Raw genomic sequence first — 16529 nt, forward strand, 5'->3', positions numbered from 1 at the left:
TTTGCTTCGGTCTTCGGTCGACGGGCTCGGCGTCACGGGTCACGGACCCGTGACGCGCGCCATATCCGTCGCCTTCAGATCGTCATGCCGCCGTCGATGGAATAGGCTTGGCCGGTGACGAAGGCGGCCTCGTCGCTGGCCAGGAACACCACCAGGGGGGCGATCTCCTCGGCGGTCGCGAGCCGGCCCATTGGCTGGCGGGCGATGAAGGCTTGGCGCGCCGCCACGGGATCGTCGTAGGCGTTGATGCGCTCGGCGAGCGAGGGCGTGTCGACGGTGCCGGGGCAGATGCAGTTGCAGCGCACGCCGCGGCCGACGTAGTCGGCGGCGACCGACTTGGTCAGCCCGATCACCGCGGCCTTCGACACTCCGTAGACGCAGCGGTTGGGCAGGCCGCGCACGGAACTCGCCACGCTCGCCATGTTGACGATGCTGCCCGAGCCCCGCTCCAGCATCCCCGGCAGGACCGCGCGGATCGCGCGGAACTGGGCGCGGACGTTGAGGTCCATCGCGAAGTCGAAATCCGCCTCGGTCGCGTCGAGCACCGTGCCGGCGTGCACGACCCCGGCGCAGTTGAATAGCACGTCGACGCGATCCAGGCCGCCGACCACGGCCGCGATCTGCCCGGCGTCGAGCACGTCGAGCACCGCGGTGTCGACGTTCGGCTCCGCGTCGAGGCCGGCCAGCGCGTCGGCGCGCAGGTCGGTGGCCAGCACCCGCGCGCCCGCGCGGGCGAGGGCGAGGGCGCTCGCGCGGCCGATGCCCTGGCCGGCGGCGGTGACGAGGGCGGTCTTGCCCGACAGACGCATGGTGCCTCCCTGAACGTTTCGTCGCCCGATGGCTCTGGCGGCCCCGGTCGCGCCACTCTGCCGCGGCCGGGGCCGCGGCGTAAATACCGCCGGCCTACGACAGCATGCGGGTGTCGCCGTCGATGGAGATCGCCTGTCCCGAGATCGTGCGCCCGCGGGGCGAGCACAGGAGCAGGATCTGGTCGGCGAGCTGCCGGGCGGTGACGTACTCCTTCATCGAGACGAAGGAGAAGGCGCGCGCCTCCATCTCCGCGTAGCTCGCCCCCTGCTGCTGCGCCTTGGCCTCCAGCACGCGGCGCTGCCGGTCGCCGGCCACCAGCCCCGGCAGGATCGCGTTGACCCGGATGCCGGCCTCGCCGAGCTCGATCGCCAGCGACTTGGTGAAGCCGATCACCCCCCACTTCGCCGCCGCGTACGGGCTGCGCAGGCCGAAGCCGAACTTGCCGGCCGCCGAGGACAGATTGACGATCGAGCCGTTGGCGCTCGCGCGCAGGTGCGGCACGGCGAGCCGGGCGCAGTTGAATTGGCTCGTCAGGCAGACGGTGAGGCAGCGGTCCCACTCCTCGGGGGCGATCTCCTCGACGCGGCCGGTGGGCCCGGCGATGCCGGCGTTGTTGACCAGGGCGTCGAGGCCGCCGAGATGGTCGAGGGCCGCCGCCATCATGGCAGCGACGGCGTCGCGGTCGGCCACGTCGGTGCGGCAGCGCCCGACCTCGGCCGGCAGGCTCGCCAGCGCCTCCGCATCGACGTCGCAGGCGAAGACCCGGGCCCCCTCCTCGACGAACGCCTCGACCACCGCGCGCCCGATTCCCGCCGCGCCCGCCGTCACGAGCACGCGCAGCCCCTCGATGCCGAGATCCATGCTCTCCCTCCCTGAACGTGCCCGCCGTCTCTTCTTGAAGGGCGGATCGTCGCCGCGAACGGACGCGCCTGCCCCGGGACCGGATGGCGGATCAGGTCCGTCCCCGGGTCGCAGGCATAGCACCGATCGCGGGGTGCGCAGCCCCGAACCGGGTCCGGATATACGCGGATCCCGCGGGGAAGCCGCCTCAGGCCCCGCCCTCGGGCAGGCGGCGCAGGCGGGCGACCTTGGGGCGGCTGGTGCGGAACTGGCCGCGCTCGACGGCGATGAACACCACCACGGCGATTGCGAGCGCAGTGAGCCACCAGATCGCGGTCAGCCCGACGCCCAGGCAGGCGACGGCGAAGGCGCTCGCGAAGCAGGCCATCGCCGCCGGGACCAGGGCCGGCACGTCGCGCCCGGCCCGGCGGATCGCGGCGTGGAGGGCGAAGGCCGCGGCGAAGGCGCCGACGATCCCGAGCTCGTACCAGAACTCGAACAGCGCGGTGGTGGGGGCGTTGATCGGCACGAGCCCGACGAGGCGGCCGCGCAGAGCGGTCTCGAAGCCGTGGCCGGTGATCAGCCGCACCGGCTCGGTGGTCACCACCTTCTGCCAGCTCTTGAGCGACAGCACGCCCGGGGCGAGGGGTCCGAACAGGGCGGCGCCGATCGGCCGGGCCAGGAACGGCAGCAGCGGCGCCACGGCGAGCAGGGCGGCGGAGATCAAGGCCGTCAACGCGACGCCGAGCTTCGGCCGGAAGCTCGTCACCGCGAAGGCGACGGCGCCGATGGCGAGCGCGGCGATCTGCGTGGCGTTCGGCTGCACGGTGAGCGCCGCGGCCACGAGGAGGGCGAGACCCAGCGCCTCGCGGTCGCGGCGGCGGGAGCGCAGCCACGCGAGCGCCGGCCAGATCAGCAGGATCAGCAGGATCAGGCCGCGGTCGAGCGCGCCGTCCTCCTCCGTGCCGGCGGGCGTGATGTGCGCGCCGAACACCCCGAGCACGATCGCGACGATGGCCCCTGCGATCACGCCCAGCGGCAGCAGGTAGAGGTTGGCCGAGCGCATCCGATCGGGCAGGGCGAGGTAGCCGAGCAGTGCGAGGCCGATCGTGGCGAGCAGGTTGGCGAGCCGCTCCAGGGCGGGCCCGGGAAACGGCGTCCAGGCGAGCGACAGGGCCGACCACAGCACAACGAGCATGCCGGCCAGGAAGGCCGGCGCGGTCAGGAGCCGCGCGATCCCCGGGCGGACGGGGCGCTGGCGCCGGTCGATGGCGCTGGCGATCACCAGGAGCACCACCGCGATCGGCGCGAGGATCACCGCGGCGCGGCGGGCGACCTGGGCCAGCACCGGCAGGATCACGAACAGCCCGAAGAAGCCCATGCGCCGCAGTAGGGCCGCGGCATCGAGGGCCGGATCGATGGTGGGGCTCGACGCGCGCGGCATGTCACGCCTTCTCCCGGTCCGGAACGGCCGGGTCCCGTTGTAGGTAAGCAAGCACCGGGCAGGCCGCTGTAGACGGCCGGCAACACCTCCCGATCCGCGTCGCGGCCGAAGTCGCGTCGTCAGGCGGCCGCGGCGGGCGTGCGCGGGCGCCGACGGGCCATGCGCCGGCCGACATCGGAGGCGATCCGCCAGCCGCCCCAGGCAGCGAAGAAGCCGAGAAGCCCGGCCGTCAGCCCGTCGGCGGTGGTGGGGACCGCCGGATCGTAGGCGCGGTAGGTGGCCTCGGCGATGCCGGGGTCGGGGTCGCGCATCACCGCCACCACCCGGCCCAGCGGGCTGGTGGCGGCGGCGAGCGCCTGCTGCTGGGCGGAGAGCCGGGCGAGGCGGGCGATGGCGGCGCGCGCCGCCTCGCCGCGCCGCGCCACGAGGTCGTCGGGATTGGTGCGCAGGCGCTCGACGGCGCCGTCGCGGGTGACGCCGTTGGCGCGCGCGTCGGATTCGAGGGTGGCGACCTCCCGGCGCAGCTCGTCGACCGCGCCGCCGAGACGCTGGGCGTATTGCTGCGCGAATTCGGGGGCCTGGGCCGCGACGCCGCCGCCGAGCAGGCCGACGGCGAGGCCGAGGGTGCGGATGACGCGGAACACGGGTGGCGGCCTCGCAGGGGTGGAGCGGTTTCGGAACAAGGCCGGCCCGCGCGGGCGGTTCCCGGCGGCCCGTCAGCCCGGCAGGCTGAGCAGCCCGGCCTGCCCGTCGGCGCAGCCGAACACGAGGCGCTCGCCGCGCCCGTCCCAGGCGAGCGCGCTGATCGCGCTGCCGGCCACCGCCGGGCGCACCAGCAGCTCGGCGGCGTCGGTGAGGCGCACGAGCAGCACGCAGCCGTCCTCGTAGCCGATCGCCAGGACGGGCGAGCGCGGGTGGAACGCCACCCGGGCGACGCGGGCCGGCCGCACGCCGCATTCCCGCGGCGCCTTGCCGGTCGGCCCCTCCTTGGAATCGAACGGCCAGATGATCGCCGCCTCGGCACCCCCGGTCGCCAGCCAGTGCCCGTCCGAGGACCACGAGACCGAGCGGACCTTGCCGGGGTAGCCCGACATCCGCATGTGGCCGCGGTCGGGCTGGAGGCGCCAGCCGTGCAGGGCGTTCTCCTGCATGGTCGTGATCACGAAGCGCCCGTCCGTCGACCACGTGACGTCGATGTGCGAGCCCTTCCAGGCGACGACCTCGGGGGGCGTCTCGTGGTTGGGGTACCACAGGCTCACGCCGTTGTAGTGGGCCACCGCCAGCCGGTAGCCCTTGGGCGCGAAGGCGAGACCGCGGGCGCTCGACGGCGCCGTCAGCGTCCGCTCGCGGCCCTTGGCGTCCCGGGCGGTGACGGCGCGGCCCGCCGACCACGCGAGCCCGCCGTCGCCGTGCAGCGCCAGGGCGTCGATCCAGGCGCCGCCCTTGGCGGCGGCGACCTCGACGGCGCTGCCGTCGCCCCGGATCTCGACGATCCGCCCGTCGTCGCCGCCGGTGACGAGCCGGTCCGCGTCACCCGCGGCGACGAGGATGCCGGCCTCGGGATGGGCGGCGACGCGCTCCGGCGCGCCGGCGCGCGACAGGATCACCGTCCCGTCGGCCAGCGCGAGGGCAGGGGTGTCCTTCAGCCAGTGGGCGGCCACCACGTGGGCCCCGGCCTCGATCGGGACGACGTGGCTCGTCAGGGAGGGGGTGCTCAGGGGGCTACTCATGGGTGGAAGCTCATGGGTGGGTGCTCATGCGGACGAGACCTTCCGGGTCGAGCGGGCGATCAGGGCGGTGGAGACCAGGGCGAAGACGGCGGCCGCGATCGCGGGCAGCGCGAGGGCGTAGAGGCCGTAGAGGCCGTAGACGTGGGCTCCGAGGATCGCGCCCAGCAGCAGGAACAGCCAGACGAGGCCGTCGCCGACCCAGCCCCACGGCTCGCCGGTGCGGGTCAGCGCCTGGGCGATCTTCTGGCCGAAGCTGAACAGGGCGCCGGTGACGAAGGTGGCGCCGGCCCGGAAGCCCTTCACCTGCGCCAGCACCGCGTTCTGCGCGCCCATCGCCACCGCCATGGACACGCTGGCGACGCCGAGTTCCGAGACGCCGAGCCCGAGGCCGAGGGCGGCGGCGAGCAGCGCCGCCTCGAAGGCCAGCACGATCGGCGTCGACCACCGCGAAGGCGCCAGGATCCCGATGCCGCTGCCGACGACCGCGCCGGCCAGGAACCCGGTGAGCAGCGCGAGCGGCAGGATCAGGTGGTTTCCCTTGCCCTCGGCCGTGAAGACGCCGAGCTGCGTGGTGTTGCCGCTCATGAACGAGGTGTAGAGGCCGCCGAGCCGCAGGAAGCCCAGGGCGTCCACGTAGCCGGCGAGCGCCGTGAGCGCGAGCCCGGTGCCGAGCTGCCAGGGCCGGGTCACGAATTCGCTCCCCGCCCGCGCCCCGGTAACCGGTCGTTAACCATTCCGGCCGCTCCGTTCACCGACCGGGACGGGCGGTTAACGCGCCGCTCACTTAACCCGAGCAATTCGATGCAAGTCCGGCGAACGCCGCGCCGCGGGGACCTGTTCTCCCCGCGATCAGGCACCGGGGCGGTCCGCCCCCGCCGGGTGAGTTGGAGTTGCGTCATGATCCCGTTCGCCGTCGCCTTCGCCGCTCCGGTCCTGCCCGCCCTCGAAACCGCCGCCACGGTCCTGGTCGTGGAGGACGAGCCCCATGTCTGCGAGCTGGCGGCCGAGGCGCTCCTCGACGAGGGCTACCGGGTGATCACCGCCGCGGATGCCTGGGAGGCCGAGGCGATCCTCGCTCGCGAGAGCGTGGACCTGCTCTTCACCGATATCGACCTCGCCCGCAACACGAACGGCCTCGTCCTGGCGCAGCACGCGCGGGCCCAGTGCCCGGGCCTGCCGGTCGTCTACACCTCCGGCGGCCGCGCCGGCCTCTCGCAGCGCGAGACGGTGCCGGAATCCGTGTTCGTGCCCAAGCCCTACCGGCCGAGCCAGCTCGTGGCGCTGACCAACGACCTGCTGCGCGGCGCGCCGTCCGACCACGCCTGCCACCACGCCTGAGAGACCCCGGAGAACCGCCATGCGGCGCCCGACGATCGCCCTCTGCCTGACCCTGCTCGCCGTGCCGGCCCACGCCGCCTGCGACGTGAAGGGCGCCCGGATCGAGGAGACCATCGCCGCCAAGCCGGACTTGCAGAAGGACGCCAACGCCCAGACGGTGCGCGACCTGCGGACCCTGCGCGACGCGGCGATCGTGCTCGACACCTACAAGTATCCCGGCGAGTGCGAGGTGCTGCTCGGCATCGCCCGGACGATGCTCGCCGATCCGGGCCGGACGATCGAGCAGGGCGGCGACACCGACGAGGAGAAGGCCGACGACGTCGCCGAGGCGCGCAAGCCGAAGCTCCCGTCCGACGGGAAGCCGGCCCCCAAGGCCAACTGAGCGCGCGTCCGGACGCCGTCGGCGGGCATCCCGCCGACCTCCCCCGGGATCCCTCAGGGTCCCCTCAGCGCTCCTCGTCCGCGCCGGTGCCGATCCGCGCCCGGGCCAGCGCCCGGCCGAGCTTGGCCGCGATCTGCGCGCGCAGGGCGTCGGCCATCTCGATATCGACGAGGCGCCAGGTCAGGCCGCGCAGGCGCAGGCGGATCCGGGTGCGCTCCGCCCGCGGGGCGTCGGGGGGGACCGGGATCACCACCGCGCGGAAGCCGCGCATCTCGGCGGCGCCGTAGTAGGACAGCAGCCGGCCGAGGCCGCGTATGGCGAGACCCTCGGGCCGCGCCCCGGCCGGGCGCTCGACCTCCAGCGTCTCCGGCCAGCCGTCGTCGAGGAGATCGATCACCGTCTCGGGCGTCACCAGCGTCTCGGCGAGCGCCAGGGCGAGGCCGTAGGCGACCTCGTTGAGGCGCTGGCGCTCCCGCGGATCGAGGCCTGCGTCGGCGTCGGCCGCCCCGCGCAGCGCCCCGGTGATCTGGCGGACGAGGGAGAGGCGCAGCGTCCGGAAGTTGACGTGGCTCTCGATGTAGGCCGTGTCGTGCCGCCGCACCGCCCCCGCCAGATCGTAGAGCGACCAGAGCGGCGTCACGGTGTAGGCGAGCCACACCAGCCCGGCCGTCAGCGGGATCGCGATCCAGCGCACGGCTCAGGCCCCGGAGCCGGGCGTCACGCCCGCGCCGCCCAGGTCGCGAGGGGGGCGAAGGCTTCGGCCACCCGCTCGTAGACCGGGCGCTTGAACGGCACGATCAGCTCCGGCAATTCGTCGAAGCGCGCCCAGCGCCACGCGTCGAACTCCGCCTTGTAGGCGCCGTCGCCCGGGCTCGCCACGTCGATCAGCGCCTCGGGCCCGGTGAACCCGTAGGAGAACCAGCGCTGCGTCTGGCCGCGGTAGCGGCCCTTCCAGGCGGCCTTCATCACCGCCGGAGGCAGGTCGTAGGGGAGCCACTCGGGGATCTCGGCGAGGAACCGCAGGGCGTGGCCGGGGACGTTGGTCTCCTCGAACAGCTCGCGCCGCGCAGCCGCCTCGGGATCCTCGCCCGGATCGACACCGCCCTGCGGCATCTGCCACCGGTGCGGCCCGGCGACGTGCTCCGGCCCCGCATCCGCGCGACGCCGCCCGACGAACACGCCCCCCGACGGGCTGATCAGCGCGATGCCGACGCAGGGCCGGTACGGCAGGGCGTCGCTTGATTCGGCGGGCGTCGTCATCGCGGGCGACCATAGGCCGGGCGCGAGTCGCGCGGCAACGGAGCGGCACTCATTCCGCCCGGCTGACGCGCTTGGGCGCGCCGCCGCGCAGGGCGACGCTCACCGGCACGAGGCGGATGCCGCGGGCGTCGAGATCGCGGGCCCAGCGGGCGATCCGCTCGACGGTCAGCAGCGTGCCGGCGGCGGAGGCGAGAGCGAAGCCGCCGGAGCGGGCCTGCGCCTCGGCGCGGGCGAGTTCGGCGTCGATCGCGTCGGGGCGCGCGACCGCGTCGAGGACGATCTCGGCCCGGGCGAGGGGGGTGTGGGCCTTGTTGGGCGTCGCCGCGGGCTTCGGGCCGGTGCCGTCGTCGACGAAGCCGAGGCCGCGGGCGCCGATCTCGCGCAACACCGGCTCGAAGGCGGGGTCGGCCATCAGCTTGGCGCCCATCAGGTTGACCAGACCGACATAGCCGGGAAACCGCGCCAGCGCCCAGGCGAGACGATCGGCGTTCTCGGGGCCCTTCAAGGCGGTCAGCAGGGTCTGGGGGCCGGGATCGCTGTCGGGGTAGTCGAAGGGCTCCATCGGCACCTGAAGGAACACCTCGTGCCCGGCGTCACGGGCGCGGGCGGCGGCGCGCTCGGTCTCGGCGCCGTAGGGCGTGAAGGCGAGGCTGATGGCGGGGGGCAGGCGCACGGTCGCGGCGGCGGTGGCCGACTGGCCGATCCCGAGTCCCGTCACCAGGATCGCGATACGGGGGCCGGTGCCGGGCTCCTCCGGGCGGGCGTAGACGTCGAGGGCGCGGACCCGGCCGTCGCCGAGCCGCGGCATCAGCCCGTGCCGGCCGGGCTCGATCAGGCGGGCGTCGGGGGCCGGCGCGAGGCGCGGCGCGTTGGCGGGGGGCACGCGAATCACGACCGCCTCGCTGGGGGCCGAACCGGCCGGGCGGACGACGGTGACGCCGGAGGCGGTCTCGACCTCCTCGGCGCTGCGCTGCTGCGGGATCGCGGCCGGGCTGGCGGCGACCGGCGCGGCGGGGGGCGCCTCCGGCACGACGGCGCGCGACGGCTCGCGCAGGGTGATGGCGACGCGCACCCGCGGCTCGCCGCCGCGCGGATCGCCGAGCGCCAGGACGAGGCCGACCGCCCCGGCCAGCGCGGCGGCCAGGAGCCCGGCCACCACCCGCGGGTCCCGCGCGCGCGCGCGAAGCCCGGCGAGGCGTCCCCGGTCGGGACCTGCCGGCTGCGCCTCCGCGACCCCGAGGGGGCGGGTGAGGATATCGTCCGCGGGCTCGGTCAAGCGCCACTCGTCCCGGGATCGCGCCCCGCCCGCCGAACGCGGCGGCTCGCATCTTGCGCCTATTGCCGGCCGGTATGGTTAACGTCCGGCTAACGTGGCGGTCACGAAAAACCCCGCCCGGCGGGAGCCGGACGGGGCTTTTGGTCCCGCATGCCGGGCGAAAAAAATCAGTTCGGCAGGCTGGGCTTCTGCTGGGCGGCGGGGGTGCCGTTGGCGGCGCCCTTCTGGATCCCGTGCAGGAAGTCGACCGCGGAGATGAGCTGCTTGTCCTTGGCCGGGTCCGGCGGGACGTAGGCGGAGGAGCCGCCGCGCTCGTCGGTGTCCTTCTGCTTGAGGTGGCCCTTCAGGCCGGCCTCGCCCTTGGTCTCGTCCTTGCCCTTCAGCTCGTCGGGCACCTCCTGCAGCACCTCGACGTCGGGCTCGATGCCCTTGGCCTGGATCGAGCGCCCGGACGGCGTGTAGTAGCGCGCGGTGGTGAGCCGCAGGGCGCCGGAGCCGCCGAGCGGGATGATCGACTGCACCGAGCCCTTGCCGAAGGAGCGCGTGCCCATGATCGTCGCGCGCTTGTGATCCTGGAGGGCGCCGGCCACGATCTCGGAGGCCGAGGCCGAGCCGCCGTTGACCAGCACCACCACCGGCTTGCCCTTGGTCAGGTCGCCGGCCTTGGCCGAGAAGCGCTGGGTCTCGTCCGGGTTGCGGCCGCGGGTCGAGACGATCTCGCCGCGGTCGAGGAACGCGTCGGAGACCATCACCGCCTGGTCGAGCAGGCCGCCGGGATTGTTGCGCAGGTCGATGATGTAGCCCTTGAGCTTGTCCGCGCCGATCTCGCCCGACAGCTTGTCGATCGCCGCGCGCATCCCGTCGAAGGTCTGCTCGTTGAACTGGGTCAGGCGGACGTAGCCGATGTCGCCGCCCTCGACCTTCGAGCGCACCGGCTTGATCTTGATGATGTCGCGGGTGAGCGTGACGTCGAGCGGCGCCTTGGCCTCCTTGCGGTTGATCTTGAGCTTGACGGTCGAGTTGACCGGGCCGCGCATCTTGTCGACCGCCTGATTGAGGGTCAGGCCCTGCACCTGCTCGTCGTCGATCTGGGTGATGATGTCGTTGGCGAGCAGGCCCGCCTTGGCGGCGGGGGTGTCGTCGATGGGTGTGACGACCTTGATCAGCCCGTCCTCCATCGTGACCTCGATTCCCAGGCCGCCGAACTCGCCCCGGGTCGTGGTCTGCATGTCGCGGAACGCCTTGGCGTCCATGTAGCTCGAATGCGGGTCGAGGGAGGTGAGCATGCCGTTCACCGCCGCCTCGATCATCTTCGATTCGTCGGGCTTCTCGACGTAGTCGGTGCGCACCTTCTCGAACACGTCGCCGAACAGGCTGAGCTGGCGATAGGTCTCGGCCGAGGCGGCCACGGCGCGGGGACCCGACAGGAAGTCGGTCTGGGTCGCCACCATCGAGGTCCCGGCGCCGAGGAAGGCGCCGAGCATGATCAGGGACGTCTTGCGCATCAGCCGCGAACCTTCTCGCCAAACACCGTGTTACTCGGCACCGTGTTACCCGGGCCTCTCGCCCACCACGGCTCCGGATCGATGGAGCCGCCATCCTTCTTGAACTCGACATACAGGGTCGGATCGCCGTCGGCGCCGGGCGCGCCATCGCCCATGCCGCCCACCGGTTCGCCCGCCAGCACGAACTGGCCGACCTCGACACTGATCTGGTCCATCCCGGCCAGCAAAAGATAGTAGCCGTCGCCCGCATCGATGATCAAGAGACGGCCGTAGGAGCGGAACGGGCCGGCGAACTTCACCCAGCCGTCGGCGGGCGCGGAGACGACGGCCTTCGGCCGCGTCGCGAAGGAGACGCCGCGGGTGATCCCGCCGTTGCCGTCGGGCTGGTTGAAGCCGCGCACGAGGCGCCCGACCGCGGGCCGCGGCACTTCGCCCCGCGCCTCCGCGAAGCGGACTTTCGGGGCGAGGCGGACGGGATCGCGCACGCCGGCGGCGGCGAAGCGCTCGCGGGTGGCGCGCACCTCGCGCTCGGCGGCGGCCTTGGCCTCGTCGGCGGCGCGGGCGGCGGCCGAGACCTCGCCCTCGACGCGGTCGAGGAGGTCCTTGAGGGACTTGGCCTGGGCGCCGAGTTCGACGGCGCGGCGGCGCTCGGCGGCGAGCCCGCTCTCGATCTCGGCCTGCCGGGCGCGGCGGGCGGCGACGAGCGCCTGGAGCCGCTGCTGCTCGGACGCCCAGCGGGCGAGATCGGCGGCGAGCCCTTCCTTGTCCTTGGCGATCAGGCCGCGCAGCCGGACCATCTCCGTGAGGTCGGCGGCCAGGGTGTCGACCTCGCCGCGCAGCTCCGGCACCACCGCGCCGAGCAACATCGAGGTGCGGATCGCCGCCAGAACGTCCTCGGGGCTGACCAGCACCGCGGGCGGCGGGCGGCGGCCCATCCGCTGGAGGGCGGCGAGGATCTCGGCGACGATCCCGCGGCGGGCCTGGAGCGAGCGGCGGATCGCGCCCTCGCCCTCGGTCATCGCCTTCAGGCGCTCCTCCAGGCGGTTCATCCGGCCCTCGGTCGCCTGGGCCTGCCGGCCAGCGTCGAGAAGGGCGGCGTCGAGCTTGGCCCGGTCCGTGCCGATGGCGGCGATCTCCGCCTCGAACTGGGCGCGCTGGCTCTGGCTCGCGGCCAGCGCGTCCTGCACGCGCTTCAGGTTCTCGGCGCGGCGGTCGCGCTCCTCGGTGGCCTGCCGGATTTTTTCGGAGTCGGGGGCGGGGGAGTCTTCGGCCCTGGCGGGGCCTGCATGGAAGGCGAGGAGCAGCAGGGCGGTTGCTCGGATAAGGCACCCTCGAGCCGACGCCCTCCCTCCCCCCACTGCGGGGGAGGGAGGCCCTCGCGTCAGCGAGGGTCGGGAGAGGGGCGGCGCGACGCGTCGGGAAACGGCGCCCGGCGCGCCCGTTCCGGAAGCGGCGCTCCCCTCTCCCGACCCGCTTCGCGGGCCACCCTCCCCCGCAGAGGGGGGAGGGACAAGCGGGCGGCCGATGAACGCGTCGTCAGTCACGCCCTCAGCCCGGATCGCCGCGGTGATACGGGTGGCCGGCCAGGAGGGTCAGGCTGCGGTAGAGCTGTTCGAGGGCGAGCACGCGCACGAGTCCGTGGGGCAGGGTGGCAGCCCCGAAGGACAGGATCAGCTCGGCGCGCGTCCGAATTGAGGCGTCGAGTCCGTCCGCCCCGCCGATCGCGACGACGAGGGCCGCCCGGCCCGCGTCTCGCCAGCCGCCGACCCGGCCCGCCAGAGCCTCGCTGGCGAGGTCGGAGCGGCCGCGCTCGTCGTAGGCCAGCAGCACGCCGCCGGCCGGCAGATGGCCGAGCAGCGCCGCGGCCTCCTCGGCGCAGCGGTCGGCGGCGCGGCGGGCGCGTGATTCGGGGATCTCGACGAGGTCGCAGGCGGGGAAGCCGAGGCCGCGGCCGAGCTGGGCGGACCGCTCGCGGTATCGTGACGCCAGCTCGCGCTCCGGGCCGGCCTTCAGGCGGCCGACCGCGGCGAGGACGAGGCGCACGGAGGCCGGCTAGCCGGCGGCGAGCCCGACCGGGCGATCGGCGCCCCACATCTTCTCCAGGTTGTAGAAGCCGCGGACCTCGGGGCGGAAGATGTGCACCAGTACGTCGCCCGCGTCGATCAGCACCCAGTCGCAGGCGGGCAGGCCCTCGACCCGGGCATTGCCGAAGCCCTTGTCCTTCATCGCCTGGATGATCCTGTCGGCGATCGAGCCGACGTGGCGCTGCGAGCGGCCGGAGGCGATGATCATCGTGTCGGCGAGCGAGGTCTTGCCGGCGAGATCGATCTCTACCGTCTCCTCGGCCTTCATCTCGTCGAGGCACACGAGCGCCAGCGCCTTGAGGGAATCCGAGCGCGCCGAGCCGGCGTCCTCGGGGGCGGCGGGGCGGGGGGCCTCCGTGCGGAGAGTCTCGGGCAGCGTCCTGGTTCCTCGTGGCGGCCCCCGTCCGGGAGCCAGGCTTTGAAAGTGGCGGCTTCAGCTATCGATTGCAACATCGCCCGCGCGCGGGAGAGCGCGGATGGTCAACCGCCCGCGCGGATCGCGGTGGAGGACAACTCCGAGCGCGGCCCGTGCAGGAAGACCCAGGCCGGGGGCTGCCGCTCCGGCAAGGTGCGCGCCTCCGCCTCCGGCACTCGGGCGCGGGCGAGCCGGCGGGCGGTGCGCGCGGAGAGGGGTGTCATGGTCGAGCCCGGCCGGTCGATCACCGCGATCGGCACCAGCGCGGCGATCTCGGATGCGCCTTTCCAGCGGTGGAAGGTACTGAGCGAATCCGCCCCCATGATCCAGACGAAACGCACCCCCGGCCGGCGCCGGACGAGGTAGCGCAGGGTCTGCACGGTGAAGCGGACGCCCAAGGCCGCCTCGAAGCCGGTCACCGCGATGCGCGGGTGGCGGGCGACGGCCTCCGCGCCGGCGCATCGCGCCGCCAGCGGGGCCAGCGCCCGGTGGCTCTTGAGCGGGTTGCCGGGGCTCACCAGCCACCACACCCGGTCGAGGCCGAGCCGCCGCAGGGCGGTCTCGGTGACGTGGCGGTGGCCGAGATGGGCCGGGTTGAACGACCCGCCGTAGAGACCGATCCGCATGCCGGGCCGGCTCGGCGGCAGGATCAGCCGCACGCGGCGGCCGGTGCCAGGATCATGGGCGGGTCTGGCCGCTGCCGTGGACCCGGTACTTGAAGGTGGTGAGTTGCTCGACGCCCACCGGGCCCCGCGCGTGCATCCGGCCGGTGGCGATGCCGATCTCCGCGCCGAAGCCGAACTCGCCGCCGTCGGCGAACTGGGTCGAGGCGTTGTGGGTCACGATCGCCGAATCGACCTCGGCGAGGAAGCGGGCCGCCTCGGCGGAATCCTCGGTGATGATCGCGTCGGTGTGGTGCGAGCCGTGGGTCTCGATGTGCTCGATCGCCGCGTCGAGCCCGTCGACCACGCGCACGGCGATGACGGCGTCGAGGTACTCGGTGTCCCAGTCGGCGGCGGTGGCCGCCGTGACGCGGGGATCGACGGACCGGGTGTCGGAGTCGCCGCGCACGGCGCAGCCCGCGTCGAGGAGCGCCGCGACGAGCGGAGCGAGGTGGGTGTGTGCGCAGGCCCGGTCGACGAGCAGCGTCTCGGCCGCGCCGCAGACCCCGACCCGCCGCATCTTGCTGTTGAGCAGCACCGTGCGCGCCATTGCAAGATCGGCGGCGCGGGCGACGTAGACGTGGTTGATGCCGTCGAGATGGGCGAAGACCGGCACCCGCGCCTCGGCCTGGACCCGCTCGACGAGGCCGCGGCCGCCGCGGGGCACGATCACGTCGACGCAGCCGTCGAGCCCGGCGAGCATCAGCCCGACGGCGGCGCGGTCGCGGGTGGGCACGATCTGGATCGCGTCGGCGGGGAGCCCGGCGGCCGCCAGCCCCTCGCTCATCGCCTGCGCGATCGCGACGGCGCTGCGGTGGCTGTCCGAGCCGGCGCGCAGGATCGCGGCGTTGCCGGCCTTGAGGCAGAGGGCGCCGGCATCGGCGGTGACGTTGGGGCGGCTCTCGAAGATCACGCCGACGACGCCGAGGGGCACCGCCACGCGCTCGATCAGCAGGCCGTTCGGCCGCTCGATCGCCGCGAGCTGCCGGCCGACGGGATCGGGCAGGGCGCCGACCTTCTCGACCGCCTCGGCGATGCCCGCGAGCCGGCCGGGATCGAGGACGAGGCGGTCGATCAGTGCCGCCGAGTGGCCGCCGGCACGCGCCGCGGCCACGTCGCGGGCGTTCTCCCGCAGAATGGCGTCGCCGTTCGCCCGGATCCGCTCGGCGATCGAACGGAGGGCGATGTCCTTCGCCTGGGCCGAGGCCAGGGCCATCTGCCGGGCGGCCTGCCGGGCGCGGCGGCCGATCCCGGCCATCAGTTCCGGCAGCGCCTCGGCCTCGGCGAGGTTGGATCTCAGGTTCAGGACGGGCACGGCGGCGGCCTCGGCTGTCGGCGACCCCACGGGCCGCGGTGACGCCTATTTGCACACTCGCGCACCGCGCGACAAGCGTCGCGACGCCATTTTCGCGCATTCATGCAAGCATTCGCACACTGGAACAAGTCCAGTCACAGAAGAGCCAAGTCATCGCGGTGCACCATCCACGCGCGCCCGGGATAATTCAGCAGTTCGGGGATGCGGGCGCTCGGATGGCCGATGATCAGCGCCGCCTCGGTACTGTCGTAGGCGACGAGGCCGCGGCCGAGGACGCGGCCCGCGGGATCGCGGATCAGCACCGCGTCGCCGCGGGAGAAGCTGCCCTCGATGGCGCGGACCCCGACCGGCAGCAGGCTCGCGCCGCCTTGCAGCGCCCGCGCGGCGCCCGCGTCGATCGCCAGCGCGCCGCGCGGCTCCAGCGCGCCGGCGATCCAGGTCTTGCGCGCGGCGTTGGGCGTCGAGCCCGACAGGAACCACGTGCAGCGCGCGCCCTCCTGCATCGCCTTCAACGGGTTCTTGGCGCGCCCGTCGGCGATCACGAGGTGGGTGCCCCCCGAGACCGCGATCTGGGCCGCCTCGACCTTGGTGCGCATCCCGCCCCGCGACAGCTCCGAGGCGGGGCCGCCGGCCATCGCCTCGATCTCCGGGGTGATGCGCTCGACGAGCGGGAGATGCCGGGCGTCCGGGTCGCTCTTGGGCGGCGCGGTGTAGAGGCCGTCGATGTCGGAGAACAGCACCAGCACGTCGGCGTCGATCATCGTGGCGACCCGGGCCGCCAGCCGGTCGTTGTCGCCGTAGCGGATCTCGGAGGTCGCCACCGTGTCGTTCTCGTTGACGACCGGCACCGCGCGCATCTCAAGCAGCTTCAGCACGGTGGCGCGGGCGTTGAGGTAGCGGCGGCGCTCCTCGGTGTCCTGCGGGGTGACGAGGATCTGCCCGGCGACGATGCCGTGGTGCCCGAGCGCCTCGGCCCAGTGGCGGGCCAGCGCGATCTGCCCGACCGAGGCCGCCCCCTGGCTCTCCTCCAGCTTCAGGGCGCCCGGCGGCAGGCCGAGCACGGTGCGCCCCAGCGCGATGCTGCCCGATGAGACCACCAGCACATCGACGCCGCGGGCGTGCAATTCGGCGATGTCCTCCGCGAGCGCGGCGAGCCACGCGTGGCGCAGCCGCCCGCGGGCGCGGTCGACCAGCAGGGCGGAGCCGACCTTGATGACGACGCGGCGGAATTCTTCGAGGACGGGAATCATGGGGTCGGGACGCGGGCCGGGACGTGCCCCGTTTGGACGAACGCGGCGGCGTTGAACAGACGGAGCGCTGCATGGGTCGACGACCCTGGCCGCCGCATCGCCGCCGACCGGGTCTCACGATCTCGTACACGTCCGGTCCCTGGACCCTGGCCTGCGCAAGCTGGTCGTCGCGTTGGCCGGCGGCGTCCGTCCACGGCCACGCGCCACGACCACCCGAT

At 73.9% G+C, this 16529-nt stretch carries 18 protein-coding genes; 2 read left to right on the plus strand and 16 right to left on the minus strand.

All coding sequences use genetic code 11. From position 1 onward, the window contains the following. Positions 1-74: 74 nt before the first annotated feature. The 6 genes from Q8W71_RS10500 to Q8W71_RS10525 all read right to left on the minus strand — a co-directional run bounded on the left by Q8W71_RS10500 (position 75) and on the right by Q8W71_RS10525 (position 5514). Positions 75-809, minus strand: a complete 735-nt coding sequence (locus Q8W71_RS10500) for an SDR family oxidoreductase (RefSeq protein ID WP_305525305.1) — start codon at positions 807-809, stop codon at positions 75-77. Between the two features lie 94 nt (positions 810-903). After that, positions 904-1671 carry an SDR family oxidoreductase gene (locus Q8W71_RS10505; protein WP_305525306.1) on the minus strand — a complete coding sequence of 256 codons (768 nt, stop codon included), beginning with the start codon at positions 1669-1671 and terminating at the stop codon, positions 904-906. Positions 1672-1858: 187 nt separating this feature from the next. Next, a complete protein-coding gene (locus Q8W71_RS10510) occupies positions 1859-3094 on the minus strand; it encodes a peptide ABC transporter permease (protein ID WP_305525307.1) in 1236 nt (411 codons plus the stop codon). Positions 3095-3213: 119 nt separating this feature from the next. Then, entirely contained in the window at positions 3214-3738 is a 525-nt protein-coding gene (locus tag Q8W71_RS10515) for a DUF2937 family protein (RefSeq protein WP_305525308.1), read from the minus strand. Between the two features lie 72 nt (positions 3739-3810). Beyond that, positions 3811-4824, minus strand: a complete 1014-nt coding sequence (locus Q8W71_RS10520) for a WD40 repeat domain-containing protein (RefSeq protein ID WP_305525309.1) — start codon at positions 4822-4824, stop codon at positions 3811-3813. Positions 4825-4848: 24 nt separating this feature from the next. Continuing rightward, positions 4849-5514 carry a YoaK family protein gene (locus tag Q8W71_RS10525; protein WP_305525310.1) on the minus strand — a complete coding sequence of 222 codons (666 nt, stop codon included), beginning with the start codon at positions 5512-5514 and terminating at the stop codon, positions 4849-4851. 207 nt (positions 5515-5721) lie between these two features. Between Q8W71_RS10525 and Q8W71_RS10530 the strand changes: the two genes are divergently transcribed. Then, a complete protein-coding gene (locus Q8W71_RS10530; protein WP_305525311.1) occupies positions 5722-6162 on the plus strand; it encodes a response regulator in 441 nt (146 codons plus the stop codon). A 19-nt stretch (positions 6163-6181) separates the two neighbouring features. Then, positions 6182-6544 carry a photosystem reaction center subunit H gene (locus Q8W71_RS10535; RefSeq protein WP_305525312.1) on the plus strand — a complete coding sequence of 121 codons (363 nt, stop codon included), beginning with the start codon at positions 6182-6184 and terminating at the stop codon, positions 6542-6544. Between the two features lie 64 nt (positions 6545-6608). On the opposite strand, the gene Q8W71_RS10540 is transcribed toward Q8W71_RS10535, so the two are convergent. The 10 genes from Q8W71_RS10540 to proB form a co-directional block, all read right to left on the minus strand. Further along, on the minus strand, positions 6609-7238 hold the full coding sequence (locus tag Q8W71_RS10540) for a DUF2939 domain-containing protein (protein WP_305525313.1): 630 nt from the start codon (positions 7236-7238) through the stop codon (positions 6609-6611). A 23-nt stretch (positions 7239-7261) separates the two neighbouring features. Then, positions 7262-7804 carry an RNA pyrophosphohydrolase gene (locus tag Q8W71_RS10545; RefSeq protein WP_305525314.1) on the minus strand — a complete coding sequence of 181 codons (543 nt, stop codon included), beginning with the start codon at positions 7802-7804 and terminating at the stop codon, positions 7262-7264. Positions 7805-7853: 49 nt separating this feature from the next. Then, positions 7854-9080 (minus strand): divergent polysaccharide deacetylase family protein, encoded by a 1227-nt coding sequence (locus tag Q8W71_RS10550; RefSeq protein ID WP_305525315.1) that lies wholly within the window; start codon positions 9078-9080, stop codon positions 7854-7856. Positions 9081-9247: 167 nt separating this feature from the next. Beyond that, a complete protein-coding gene (locus tag Q8W71_RS10555; RefSeq protein WP_305525316.1) occupies positions 9248-10585 on the minus strand; it encodes a S41 family peptidase in 1338 nt (445 codons plus the stop codon). Next, positions 10585-11943, minus strand: coding sequence for a murein hydrolase activator EnvC family protein (locus Q8W71_RS10560; RefSeq protein ID WP_370875382.1), 1359 nt, complete (start codon positions 11941-11943; stop codon positions 10585-10587). Before Q8W71_RS10560 ends, Q8W71_RS10555 begins: the two co-directional genes overlap by 1 nt. A gap of 190 nt (positions 11944-12133) precedes the next feature. Further along, on the minus strand, positions 12134-12628 hold the full coding sequence (gene rlmH, locus Q8W71_RS10565; protein ID WP_305525317.1) for a 23S rRNA (pseudouridine(1915)-N(3))-methyltransferase RlmH: 495 nt from the start codon (positions 12626-12628) through the stop codon (positions 12134-12136). Between the two features lie 9 nt (positions 12629-12637). Beyond that, positions 12638-12937 carry a ribosome silencing factor gene (rsfS, locus tag Q8W71_RS10570; protein ID WP_370875383.1) on the minus strand — a complete coding sequence of 100 codons (300 nt, stop codon included), beginning with the start codon at positions 12935-12937 and terminating at the stop codon, positions 12638-12640. 212 nt (positions 12938-13149) lie between these two features. After that, positions 13150-13743: a nicotinate-nucleotide adenylyltransferase gene (locus Q8W71_RS10575; RefSeq protein ID WP_305525318.1), complete on the minus strand. Its 594-nt coding sequence runs from the start codon at positions 13741-13743 to the stop codon at positions 13150-13152. A 19-nt stretch (positions 13744-13762) separates the two neighbouring features. Further along, positions 13763-15061: a glutamate-5-semialdehyde dehydrogenase gene (locus Q8W71_RS10580; protein ID WP_305525319.1), complete on the minus strand. Its 1299-nt coding sequence runs from the start codon at positions 15059-15061 to the stop codon at positions 13763-13765. 134 nt (positions 15062-15195) lie between these two features. Continuing rightward, entirely contained in the window at positions 15196-16311 is a 1116-nt protein-coding gene (proB, locus tag Q8W71_RS10585; RefSeq protein ID WP_305525320.1) for a glutamate 5-kinase, read from the minus strand. Positions 16312-16529 lie beyond the last annotated feature (218 nt).

This window comes from Methylobacterium amylolyticum (genome assembly GCF_030700245.1).
Lineage (GTDB): Bacteria > Pseudomonadota > Alphaproteobacteria > Rhizobiales > Beijerinckiaceae > Methylobacterium.